The organism is Micromonospora sp. NPDC048909, assembly GCF_040649635.1.
GTDB lineage: Bacteria > Actinomycetota > Actinomycetes > Mycobacteriales > Micromonosporaceae > Micromonospora.
In genome coordinates, this window is sequence record NZ_JBEZFU010000016.1 from 94,244 (window position 1) to 105,397 (window position 11,154).

Annotated in this window: 10 protein-coding genes; 3 read left to right on the top strand and 7 right to left on the bottom strand. The window is 73.1% G+C overall.

Features of this window, described 5'->3' with window-relative positions:
* Nucleotides 1-50 precede the first annotated feature (50 nt).
* Nucleotides 51-5,552: a pullulanase-type alpha-1,6-glucosidase gene (gene pulA / locus AB0C04_RS29755; RefSeq protein WP_357061043.1), complete on the bottom strand. Its 5,502-nt coding sequence runs from the start codon at nucleotides 5,550-5,552 to the stop codon at nucleotides 51-53.
* 137 nt (nucleotides 5,553-5,689) lie between these two features.
* The gene (locus tag AB0C04_RS29760) at nucleotides 5,690-6,001 is read right to left on the bottom strand and encodes a cellulose binding domain-containing protein (protein WP_357061046.1); all 312 of its coding nucleotides are present in this window, start codon (nucleotides 5,999-6,001) and stop codon (nucleotides 5,690-5,692) included.
* A gap of 43 nt (nucleotides 6,002-6,044) precedes the next feature.
* On the opposite strand from AB0C04_RS29760, the gene AB0C04_RS29765 reads away from it, so the two are divergent.
* Nucleotides 6,045-6,245, top strand: coding sequence for a hypothetical protein (locus AB0C04_RS29765; protein ID WP_357061049.1), 201 nt, complete (start codon nucleotides 6,045-6,047; stop codon nucleotides 6,243-6,245).
* 30 nt (nucleotides 6,246-6,275) lie between these two features.
* On the top strand, nucleotides 6,276-6,401 hold the full coding sequence (locus AB0C04_RS29770) for a hypothetical protein (RefSeq protein WP_357061051.1): 126 nt from the start codon (nucleotides 6,276-6,278) through the stop codon (nucleotides 6,399-6,401).
* Between the two features lie 25 nt (nucleotides 6,402-6,426).
* Here AB0C04_RS29770 and AB0C04_RS29775 read toward each other — a convergent pair whose 3' ends face one another.
* The 3 genes from AB0C04_RS29775 to AB0C04_RS29785 form a co-directional block, all read right to left on the bottom strand.
* Nucleotides 6,427-7,044: a hypothetical protein gene (locus AB0C04_RS29775; RefSeq protein ID WP_357061054.1), complete on the bottom strand. Its 618-nt coding sequence runs from the start codon at nucleotides 7,042-7,044 to the stop codon at nucleotides 6,427-6,429.
* A gap of 191 nt (nucleotides 7,045-7,235) precedes the next feature.
* The gene (locus AB0C04_RS29780) at nucleotides 7,236-7,625 is read right to left on the bottom strand and encodes a hypothetical protein (protein WP_357061057.1); all 390 of its coding nucleotides are present in this window, start codon (nucleotides 7,623-7,625) and stop codon (nucleotides 7,236-7,238) included.
* Between the two features lie 37 nt (nucleotides 7,626-7,662).
* Nucleotides 7,663-8,322, bottom strand: a complete 660-nt coding sequence (locus AB0C04_RS29785; protein ID WP_357061060.1) for a hypothetical protein — start codon at nucleotides 8,320-8,322, stop codon at nucleotides 7,663-7,665.
* Between the two features lie 19 nt (nucleotides 8,323-8,341).
* On the opposite strand from AB0C04_RS29785, the gene AB0C04_RS29790 reads away from it, so the two are divergent.
* Complete coding sequence (locus tag AB0C04_RS29790; protein ID WP_357061080.1) at nucleotides 8,342-8,524, top strand: hypothetical protein; 183 nt, start codon at nucleotides 8,342-8,344, stop codon at nucleotides 8,522-8,524.
* A gap of 21 nt (nucleotides 8,525-8,545) precedes the next feature.
* Here AB0C04_RS29790 and AB0C04_RS29795 read toward each other — a convergent pair whose 3' ends face one another.
* On the bottom strand, nucleotides 8,546-10,216 hold the full coding sequence (locus AB0C04_RS29795) for a right-handed parallel beta-helix repeat-containing protein (RefSeq protein ID WP_357061062.1): 1,671 nt from the start codon (nucleotides 10,214-10,216) through the stop codon (nucleotides 8,546-8,548).
* A gap of 114 nt (nucleotides 10,217-10,330) precedes the next feature.
* A complete protein-coding gene (locus AB0C04_RS29800; protein ID WP_357061065.1) occupies nucleotides 10,331-10,708 on the bottom strand; it encodes an ArsC/Spx/MgsR family protein in 378 nt (125 codons plus the stop codon).
* Nucleotides 10,709-11,154: the final 446 nt, after the last annotated feature.

Genomic DNA, 11,154 nt, shown 5'->3' on the forward strand with positions numbered 1-11,154 from the left:
GGACCGGCCCCCTTCCGCAGCAGCGGGAGGGGGCCGGTCCGCGTTTCCGCTCAGCGCTGCACGAAGACCGCCACGCTCCGGGCCGGCACGGTGAACGTGCCGGTCGTCGCGTCGAACGAGGCGCTCCGCAGCACCGGGTCGGCCGACGCGCGCAGCACCGGGTGAAGCGACACGTCGGCGCCGCGCAGCCCGGGCAGCCGCTGGGTCGCCGCTTCCGGGGTCGCGTTGAACACCACGGTGACCGACGACCAGTTCCGGTCCAGCCCGCGACCGTCCAGCGTCATGGTGAGCACGCCGGGCGTCTCGGCCGGGCCGGAGAGCGGGAACGCCACCCGCCGCTGCACCTGCTCGGCGGTGGCGATCCCGAAGACCGGCGAGGAGGCGCGGACCTTGAGCAGCTCGGCGTAGCGGGCGTCGGTGGTGTCGATCGCCGCGCAGTCCGGCACCAGCGCCGGATCGGCCAGCAACGGCTTCGCGTACGACCACTTGTCCTGGTTGTCCGCCGCCGGTGGCAGGCCGGCGCCGAACCCGTTGCCCTGGGCGCAGTCCCAGCGGATCTGGTTGAACCAGTCCCCCGAGTTGAACGAGTTGCGGTCCAGCGACTTCGACCGCAGCCGCTCGCTGCCGGCGGTGACGAACCCGGTGCCCTGGCCCAGCACGACGGTGCTCAGCGCGAGCACCTGCATCCGGGACCGGTCGGCCGCCGGGGTGTCCTGCGGCAGCTTGTACGCCAGCGCGTCGTACAGGATCTCGTTGTCGTGCGCGTCGACGTAGGTGACCGCCTCCCCCGGCGCGGCGGTGTAGCCGGCGGGCGAGCCGTTGTAGTCGACCTGCGCACCGGTGACCTGCGCGCCGGTGGAGTCGGTGAACCGGTAGCCGCGCAGGTTCCCGGTCAACCCCACCTTGATCAGGTCGTGCTGGTGCAGCAGCCGGGCACGCTGCTCCGCGGCGGTGCCGTTGACCGGGTCACCGTTCGGGTCGGTGAAGAGCCCGGACGCGAAGCCCTGGACCCGGGGGTTGGCGTCGAACGGGCCGCCGCCGCGGACCGCGTCCCGGAGCCGGTCGTTGAAGGTGCCCACCCCGGTGCCGGCCATGTTCGCCTGGGTGGCCTGCACGAACCGGGCGCCGTCGGCGACCTCGCCGAAGTTCCAGCCCTCCCCGTAGAGCAGGATCGACCTGCCGTCCACCCCGTCGCGCGCAACGGTCAGCTCGTCGAGCGCCTTGCGCACGGCCAGGATGTTCGCCTTCGGGTGGTGGCCCATCAGGTCGAACCGGAAGCCGTCCACCTTGTACGCCCGGGCCCAGGTGACCAGCGAGTCCACCACCAGCTTGCCCATCATGGCGTGCTCCGGCGCCGTGTTGGCGCAGCAGGTGGAGTTGGCCACCGCGCCGTCGTCCAGCAGCCGGTGGTAGTAGCCGGGCACGATCTGGTCGAGCACGGACTTCGGGTCGGTGCCGGCGGCGGAGGTGTGGTTGTAGACCACGTCCATCACCACCCGCAGGCCGGCGCCGTTGATCCCGGCGACCATCTGGCGGAACTCGGTGGTGCGCTTCGCCCCGGCCGGGTCGACGGCGTAACCGCCCTCCGGCACGGTGTAGTGCAGCGGGTCGTACCCCCAGTTGTAGCCGTCGGTCTCGGCCACCGCCGCCACGCACTCCTGCTGCTCCGGCGAGTCGGGCGGCAGCGCGGCCAGGTCGCAGGCGGGCTGGCGCTGGTCGGCCCGCCGCTCGGGGATGGTGGCGAAGTCGAACGCCGGCAGCAGGTGCAGGTGGCTCACCCCGGCCGCACCGAGCGCCTTCAGGTGCGTCATCCCGGCGGTCGCCGGGTCGGTGAAGGCGAGGAAGGTGCCGCGCCGCTCGGCCGGCACGGTGGTGTCGGCGATCGAGAAGTCCCGCACCGACAGCTCCGAGATCTGCGTCCGGCCCGGTGGCACGGCCGCCGGCTTGCGCAGCCTCGACCAGCCGGCCGGGGCGAGCGCCGGGTCGGTGAGGTCGACGAGCTGGCTGTGCGTGGAGTCGGGCGCGAGCGCCACCGAGTACGGGTCGGTCACCGAGGCGGTCACCAGCTTCTGGCTCGCCGGCTGCCAGGCCCGCACCTGGTACCGGTAGTACCGGCCGGTCCAGGCCCGGCTGCCGCGCACCGACCAGACGCCGGTGCGGTCGTCCCGGCTCATCGCCACGGTCTTCGGCTCGGCGGTGGGCGAGTCGAAGAGCTGGAGCGACACGTCCCGGGCGGTCGGCGCCCAGACGGACAGGGTGGGCACCCCGCGGGCGAAGGTCGGCCCGAGGCGCGCCTGGGTGGCCCCGGCGTACAGGTCGTCGAGCACTCCGGGGATCTGCACGCCGGTGGCGGTGAGCAGGCTGCCGTCGGCGTCGCGCTCGGTCACCAGCAACTGCCCGCGCAGCGCCGCCGGCACCTTGGCCAGGTCGCCCCGGCCGAGGGTGAAGGCGCGGTACGCCCACAGGTGCGGGAAGGCCCTGCGCTGGTCCTCGGTCAGCCCGTTGCGCTGCGCGGCCAGTGGCAGGGTGGTGTACGTCCCGGCCAGTTCGCCGTCGACCACGCTCACCCCGCCGGCCGGCGCGGCCACCAGGGCGTACGTGCGTCCGTCGGTGGGTCCGACGCGCCAGGCGACGGTGGAGCGGTCGATCCAGTGCGCCTGCTGCTTGCCGATGTCCAGATCCGCCCCGGGTCCGCTGGCGGTCGACGGCAGCAACCGGCCCGGGGTGGCCGCGAGCAGCCACACCTCCCGCCCGGCGCTGGCGAAGTCGAGCCGCTGGTCGTCCGGGAGATCCTTCTCGTCGCCCTTGTGGATGATGTAGTTCAGCCCGGTCGCGCCGGTCGCGAGCGGCACCCGGAAGACCGCGCCGAAGGCGTCGATGCTGGTCGGCTCCAGCGGGTCGGACCACTCGGTGGGGTTGGCGGCGCCGTCCCAGAGGTGCAGCCCCCAGCCGTCGTAGTTGCCGTCCGCCCGGCGGTAGTGGATCAGGGCGGTGCCCTCCTCCACCGCCGGGTCGGGCTCACCGGTGGCGGCCTGCCGGGTCGGGTAGGTCGCCGGGTCGCCCTGCTTGACCCAGACCTCGCCGGTCTGCGTCACGTCGATGCTCCGGTCGTTGCCGACGTCCTTGTTGCCGTCGGCGTCGACCACCAGGAAACCCACCGACTTCGCGCCGGGCTTGAGCTTCACCCACGCGAACCGGCCGTAGGAGTCCTCGCCGGCGAACGGCTGACCCTTGGGCCACTCCGTGGCGTAGGCCGGGTCGATGTCCCCCCAGGCGTAGAGGCCCCAGTCGTCGTACCCGCCGGCGGGGCGCTGGTAGTGCACCACCGCCCAGTCCCGCGACGCGCCCTGCGCCGGGGTGCCCACGGTGGCGGTGGAGCGGGCGGTGGCGGTCCGGCCACGGCCGTCGCGGACCACCGCCTTGTACTCGACGCGGGTTCCGCCGGCCAGCCCGGTCAGGTCGTGGTGCACCGTGTACGGCGCGTGGTGCGCGCTGCCCAGCAGGGTCCACTCGCGGCCGGCGACCCGGGCGGCGACGGTGACGGTGGCCAGCGGGTCACCGACGACCTGGGCGGTGACCGCGGCCCTGGTGGCGACCGGGGCGTCCGGCGCCGGGGCGGTGATGGTGATCGTGGGGACGCCGGCGGGCGCCGCGATCGGCGTGCCGGCGCGGTGCACCACCGCGGCCAGCGGCGGCACCGTCAGGGTCAGCTTGCCGTCGGCCCCGGCGGTCGCGCTGCCGGAGCCTCCGTAGACGCCGGCGAAGGTGGCGCCGGGCGACCAGGTGTCCACCGTGACAGTCTGCGGGGTGTCGGCGTTGTTCACCGCGGCCACGTACTCGGTGCGCTCCCCGGGCGCGATCCGGGAGAAGGCGAAGACGCCGGGGCCGTCGGCCGCGTACCGGGTGACCTGGACGCCGTCGCGCAGCGCCGGGTGGGCCTGGCGCAGCGCGCCCAGCTCCGCGATGGTGCGGTAGAGCGGGTGCGCCGGGTCGAACTGGTCGCTGGCGTGGGTGCGGTCGGTGCCGAGCAGGTCGTCGTCGAGGTAGTCGGGCACCCGCGAGGCGAACATGTCCTGCCGGGCGTCCTTGTCCCCGCCCGGGCCGGTGAAGCCCTGCTCGTCACCGGAGTAGACCACCGGCTGGCCGCGGGTCAGGAACATCAGCTGGTGCGCGAACTGGTCGCGGCGCAGGTGGCTGGCCGGGTCGCTGCCGCCACCGGCGATGAACGAGCCGATCCGGCCCATGTCGTGGTTGCCGAGGAAGGTGGTGAGCCGGTTCGCGTCGGTGTCGCGGGCGGCGTAGAGGTCGTCCCGGGCGTACACGTCGGCGAGCGCCCGGGCCGAGCCGGCCCCGACGGTGTAGCCGCGGGCGGCCTCCTGGAAGGCGAAGTCGAGGGTTGCCGGCAGGCCGCCGCGCCGGACGTAGTCGGAGGTGATCTCCGGGTCGGCGCTGTAGACCTCGCCGAACATGAAGAAGTCCTCCTTGCCGGCGCGCTCGGCGGCCCGCTCGACGCCCTGGCTGAACTGCGGCCAGAAGTCGAGGTTGGCGTGCTTGACGGTGTCCAGCCGGAAGCCGTCCACGCCGGTCTCGGTCACCCAGTCGGCGTAGACCTTGGTCAGGCCGCGGACCACCTCGGGGCGCTCGGTCCACAGGTCGTCGAGGCCGAAGAAGTCGCCGTACTCGCTGTTCTCGCCGGTGAAGGTGGAGTCACCGCGGTTGTGGTACATGGTCGGGTCGTTCAGCCACGCCGGGACCTTGACCTTGGCGTCCGCCGGGGTGGCGAACGTCGGGGTGTACGGGAAGGACGTCGCGCCGACCGCCGGGAACTTCCGGGTGCCGTCGGCGTAGTTGCGGTCCTCGAAGGCCCGTCCCTGCGCGTCCCGGTACGGCGAGGTGGCCTTGTCCACGTAGGAGTACCTGTCCTCGGCGTACTTGATCACGTCGGCGGTGTGGTTGACGATGACGTCAAGGTAGATCTTGATGCCGCGCTGGTGGGCGAGCCGGACCAGCCGCTTCAGGTCGGCATTGGTGCCGAAGTGCGGGTCGACCTGGGTGAAGTCGGTGATCCAGTAACCGTGGTAGCCGGCGGAGACGTCGTCGCCGCTGCCCTGCACCGGACGGTTCTTGAACACCGGGGCGAGCCAGATGGCGGTGGTACCCAGTCCCTGGATGTAGTCGAGCCGGTCCATCACACCCTTGAGGTCGCCGCCGTGGTAGAAGCCCTTGTCCTTCGGGTCGAGGCCGGTGCTCAACCGGTCACCGGTCAGCCCGCCGCGATCGTTGCGCTGGTCGCCGTTGGCGAACCGGTCCGGCAGGACGAAGTAGAACTGCTCCGCCCGGGCGGTGTCGTCGCCCGCCTTGAGCAGAGCCTCGGCGGAGGGCTCGGAGCGCCACTGTGCCGCGCCGACGGCCGACACCGGCTGAGCACCGGTCGAGCCGCCGGTCGCGTCCGCACCGAGCTGGTGGACGGCGACCGGGGTACCGACGAGGGTGAGGGCGAGCATGCAGACGAGGGCGAGCAGGGCCTTGCGCGGTATCGGCGGGGGTTTCATCGACGGCCTTCCTCTGGTCGCTGATTGGCCCGCACGCTAGCCCTTGCCGAAACATTCTGCAATACCTTGCAAACATCGTCGTAACACGACAGTGAGCTTGCGTAAGAGACCGACCGTCCGGCCCGCCGGCCGCGGATTCAGAGACCGGCGCAGCCCGCGTCGTTGACCGTGCACAGCACCGGGCGGGTGCTCGCCCGCTCCACATGGAACTGCAACCGCACCGACCCCCCGGCCGCCACGTCGACCCCGCCGGTGTACGTGTAACCGCCGTCGTCCGTCGCGCGCAGCGTCCCCTGCGGCGCGCCCGCCACCCAGGCGGTGACCACCCGCCCGCCGGAGAAGGTCAGCCGGACCGTCCAGGCGCGACCGGCCCCGGATCCGTTGCTGATCAGCACCGTGCCGATGAAGCCGCCGTCAAACGCCTGGTCGACCTGGTAACGGCCGGTCACCGCGGGCGGGCTCGGCGGGGGCACGGACCTTCGCGGAGTCACGGTGGCCGGCGGGGATCCGGTCGGGGACGAACCGGCCCGGCTCGTCGCGGCCGGTCCCGAGGGTCGCGGCGAGCGGCTCGGCACCGTCACCGACCGCGTGGCACTCGGGCTCGGGCTCGGGCCGGCGGTCGACGGCACGGGCAGCGGCACGGCCGGGTTCGGCCCCGGCGGCACCTGCGCCGCCGGACTGCGGCCACGGTAGGCGCTTAGCGCGACGAGCAGCAGCACCACCATGACGACCACACCGGCGAAGACCACGATCCAGGGCGAGGACGCGACGGCCCTGCCGTGGGACGGTCGCGGGGCGCGACTGGTGCCGGACATGTCCCTCCCTCCGCGGGCCGCCCGCTCAGGGTAGCGAGCGCCGGCGGGTGGCCGACGGCTCAGGCGAGGGTGCAGTCGCGACCGTTCACCGTGCAGCCGGTGAGTCCGTCGTCGCTGTCCCTGCGACTGAACTGCACCTCCAGCTCCATGCTCCCGCCGTCCTGGAGCGGATCGCTGCCGCGCAGCTCGTACCGGTTGTCGCCGCGGTAGATCAGCATGGGCCAACTGCCGCCGGAGACCCGGACGCCCCAGACCCGGCCGGTGAACGTGAACGACACCGTCCACTCCTCAGCGCGGCCGCTCTGGTTCTCGACCAGCAACTCCGCCTCGACGTCGTCGCGGTCGGCGTCCCGTACCCGGTAGGTGGCCGTCAGCGCCCCGCCGCCGACCAGCGGCTGCCCGGTCGCCGGGCTGGACGGCGGACGGGAGGCGGGCGTCGTGGCGGGCGCGGAGCGGGTCGCCGACCGGGACGGCCGGGCGCTGGCGGTGACCCGGCTCCGCGACGGGCTCGGCGATCCGCTGGCGGACGGGCTCGGCTCGGCCGGCGGGATCGGCAGCGCCAGCGGTGGCACCGAGGCGGCTACCGGTTTCGGCTCGCGGCCGCGGAAGGAGAGCGAGGCGACCAGCATGATCGTCGCCAGGGTCGCGACGCCGAGCAGGACCACGATCCACGGCACCGATGCCAACACCCTGGGCCCGTTCCCCGGTTCCGTCGCGCCGGCAGGCCGCACAGGCATCTGGTCCCCCCTCGTCTGCGCCGGTCCGCCAGCGTAGTCAGCCCCAGCCACGGCCGGAACAGCGGGCGGCGGGAACGGACCGACCGGCCGGTGCGGCACGGAAAACGGCCGCCCGGAAGGCGACGCTCCGGTCAGCCGGTACGCACCACGGTGCAGATGATCGGCCCGGCGTCGGTGGTGCGCAACAGGTAGCGGTAGTGCTCGCCGGGCACCCGCTCGCCCCGGCTGTCCAGGAACTCCCACTCCACGGCGACCATGGTGAGCAGCGCGGAGACCGGCGCCACGTCCTCGATGAGCGCGTGCGCGGCGATCAGCTCCCGCTCCTGGTAGTCCGGTGCGGCGCCGACGAAGGAGAGCGCCACCGCGGCCAGCGAGGTGAACGAGAAGCTGTACGTGTCGGCGACCACCAGCCCGGGCAGGGCGTAGCAGCCGGTGAGGGCGGGCAGGTCGCCACCGGTCAGCGCGACGCCGTACCGGTCGAAGAAGTCGGCCAGCATGTCCAGGTCGGTGGAGGCTCTCACGGCGCAAGCAATTGCCGGTCGCCGAGCTGGCCAAACCTCAGCGCGGCGGAATGCGTACCTCGATCTCGGCGCCGAGCCGGGCACCGGCGGCCAGGTCAAGGTCGTCGCCGCTCCAGAACCGGCCCGGGTCGTACCAGTTCGGACGGCGGCCCGCCGGCAGCAGCCCCATCGCCTCGTAGGTCACCGCCACCACCTCGGCGCAGTACGCCGTCTCCAGTGCCCGGTCGGGCACCGCCACCGCGGGCCGGGGCGCCGGCCGGGCGGCCCGGGGCAGCTGCGGCACCCGGCCGCGCAGCCACCGCCAGGCGAGCTGGGCGGTCGACGGAAACGGCGTACCGTCCAGCCGCGCGATGGTGCGCAGCACCGCCTTCTCCATCTCCCCGTCGGCCGGCGGGTCGAGCTGGCGCACCCAGGCGCGCTGCCCGTAGCGGTTGGCCCAGACACAGACCGCGTCCCGCAGGTCGTGCAGCTGGACACCGCGCTGGTGACTGCCGGACCACAGGTCGCGCAGGGACTTTCCCAACTCGGCGTGCCACATCAGCGGCGGCATGTCGTCCAGCACCACGGCCATGCCGACATGGTTCACCGGGCTGTTGGTGGTCAGCTGGATGGCGCGGTCGGGCATGCTGCGCCCGCGGAACACCCACACGTCCCCGGTGCGGGTCAGCTCGACCGCCTCGTCCAGGCTGATGCTCATAACGGTCTACCCTAAGCCGATGCGGCTACGGATGCGGTGGTGGAAGGTACTCGGGTTGGCCGGGCTCGCCGGCGTGGCAGCGTCCGGTGTGGTCATCGCCCGGGCCGAACGGCGTCGTCGGGCGTACACCCCGGAGGAGATCCGGGCGCGGCTGCGCGACCGGCACGCGGAGGCGACGGCGAACGGCGACGACGCCGGCTGAACGGCGCGCGACGCGCGGCGCTCAGTCCTCGTCGTAGTGGTTGCGGTCCCACCGCCCGCCGACCGGCGGGGTGTCCAGCCGGACCGGTCCGGTGACGTTGCCGGTGAGATCGTTGTCCTCGATGCGACAGTCCACACAGCTGCCCTGCGGGGTGACCCACAGGCCGTAGCTCTGGGTCTGCTCCTCGCGGTGGTCCCAGATCCGGTTGCCGCGCACAGTGGCCGAGTCGAACGCGGCGTTGATCGTGATGCCGGCCCGGGCCTCCGGCGGATCCGACAGCTCGTACCGCGTCCCCGGCGCCGGAGTGTCCGCGTTCCAGGCAGTGGAGGCGTCCGGGCGGATCTCGGCGAGCGCCAGTTCGGTGTCGGTGTTGCTCGCCACCACCGCCACCCGGGAGTCGACCCGCAGCACCTTCCCCCGGTGCCCGTCGACCGGCCAGTGCGCCGAGCGGTCCGTCATGGCCCGGTGGCCGTAGCGCACCGACTCGCCCCCTCCGGACGCCGCCGGGGCGCACCGCCGGCCGTTGTTGCGGATCCGGTTGTTGACCACGATGGCGTCGGACATCGGCCGGTCGACCCGGATGCCGTCGAGGCCGTTGTCCCAGAAGTCGTTGCTGTCGATGACGACGTCCGCCGCCGACTCCCCGCGCCCCTTGCCCAGGTGGTGCTGGTGGTACCCGTAGGCGCCGTTGCCACTGATCCGGTTGCCCCGGATGGTGTACGGGCCGGGCGTATCACCGATGCTGACCCCGTCGTGCACGTTGCGGTCGATGACGCAGTCGCTCACCAGCCCGCCCCGGCCGGCGATCCCGGCGGTGCCGTTGGCAGAGACGTCGAAGCCGGCCTCCAGGTTGCCGGTGAGGGTGCAGCCCGACACGATCAGGCCGTCGGCGCCCCAGTCCGAGATACCGAAGCGGTTGGCCTGGCTGTGGCAGCCGATGATGCGGTAGCCGCGGGGCGGCGGCCAGTAGTCCTTCTGCAGTTCGAGGAAGATCCCGTTGGTGCCGTTCGCGACCGTGGTGCAGTTGGCGATGGTGAGCCGCTCGACGTCCCCCCAGCCGCCGATGCCGACGCCTATCCCGGCGCCGCCGATCTCCTCGCCGTTGTCCAGCCGGCCGCAGCCGACGACCACGCACCCGTCGATCAGGCTGTCCTGCAGGAAGTCGCAGCCGAGCCCGGTCGCCCCGGTGTGGTGGATGTAGAGGTTGCGGAACACGCCCCGCACGACGTACTGCAGGCCGAGGCCCTTGGCGAGGTAGCTGTACTCGGCCATCGCCACGCCCGAGCCGTCGATCTCGAAGTCGGCGAAGGTGCAGTCGGCGATGTGCCGGTCCCGGTCCGCGCCGTGCTGCACAGTGGTCCAGAACGCCAACGGCGTCGGGTCGGCCCGGTTGCCCACGTTGCTCAGCAGGAACCGGGTGGCGTGCGGCCCCGCCCCGATCAGCGACACACCGCTGCGCCAGATGGTGCCGGCGTCCCGGATCGAGTAGATGCCCGGCGGGCAGTAGATGATCCGGGCGCGGCCGTCGGCGGCGTACCCGTCGCCGAGCCGGTCCACCAGGGCGGAGAGCGCCGGCTGGTCGTTGGTCACCCCGTCGCCCTGCAATCCGAAGTCGCGCGCGTCGCAGTACAACGGCGCTCCGGCGACGGGCGTGGGCCGCTGCGCGACACTCGGCAGGCCGTACTGCGACACCCGGCACTCCCCTCGCGGCTCGGATGGACCGCCGCGCGCATTCCCGCTCCCCCCGCCCGGAAACGCCGGGCCCGCCGCACCTGAGGCGTCTGCCAGGCCAGCGCGGGGTGCGGGTCAGTCCTGTTGCGCGGTGGACCGGTCGACCGCCGCGCGCAGCGCCTCCGGGGTACGACCGACCAACGCGCCGCCGTCGTCGAGGAGCAGGATCGGTCGCTGGATCAGCTCCGGGTGGGCGACCATCGCCTCGATCCAGCGCAACTCGCTCGCCTCGTCCCGGGGCCAGTCGACCATTCCCAGCCCGACCGCGGCCGGTTCCTGGGTCCGGCACTGCTCCCACGGCCGTGCCCCGAGCCGGCGCAGCACCTCGGTCAGCTCCGCGACGCTGGGCGGCTGCTCCAGGTAGGCCCGCAGCCGGTACGGCACCCGCGCCTCGTCCAGGGTCTCCCGCGCACCCGCGCATTTGGAACAGGCCGGGTTGTTCCAGATCTCCATGCCCGTCATGGTGACAGCCCACTCATCCGCCCCACCCACGCCGCCCCGGTCATCCGGACACGCTGGGGTGGAGCCGTGTCCGGTTCGTGGCCGCGCGTGTGGGCCGGCTGTCCGGTTTGGGGGTGGCCGTCCGGTGGCTCGGGTCACCGTGGCGGTGGAATCATGGGCGGGCCCGGGTCGTTGAACATGATGTGCCGCGCGGCCTCGCCGCCGGCCCCGGGGACCGACCCCCGGCCGCCGGGAATGACCGGCCGCCCGGGTCGGTTGAGTCCCCGGTACCGCGCAAGACCCGGGCCCCGCCGCCGGAATGGCTGGCCGGCCCGCACGGTTACATCCCCCCGGGACACCCCTGAGCAGGTCACCACGATCGCCGGGACCCCTTTCTTACTTACGGGCACACCGCACCCCCTTATGCGCGTGCCTGTGCACTGACACCCCCGAACAGA

What these genes read in the sequence shown, in the direction of transcription:
- pulA (WP_357061043.1), bottom strand. Translation starts at nt 5,552, where the DNA reads ATGAAACCCCCGCCGATACCGCGCAAGGCCCTGCTCGCCCTCGTCTGC.
- AB0C04_RS29770 (WP_357061051.1), top strand. Translation starts at nt 6,276, where the DNA reads ATGACGACCACACCGGCGAAGACCACGATCCAGGGCGAGGACGCGACG.
- AB0C04_RS29785 (WP_357061060.1), bottom strand. Translation starts at nt 8,322, where the DNA reads ATGAGCATCAGCCTGGACGAGGCGGTCGAGCTGACCCGCACCGGGGAC.
- AB0C04_RS29790 (WP_357061080.1), top strand. Translation starts at nt 8,342, where the DNA reads ATGCGGCTACGGATGCGGTGGTGGAAGGTACTCGGGTTGGCCGGGCTC.
- AB0C04_RS29800 (WP_357061065.1), bottom strand. Translation starts at nt 10,708, where the DNA reads ATGGAGATCTGGAACAACCCGGCCTGTTCCAAATGCGCGGGTGCGCGG.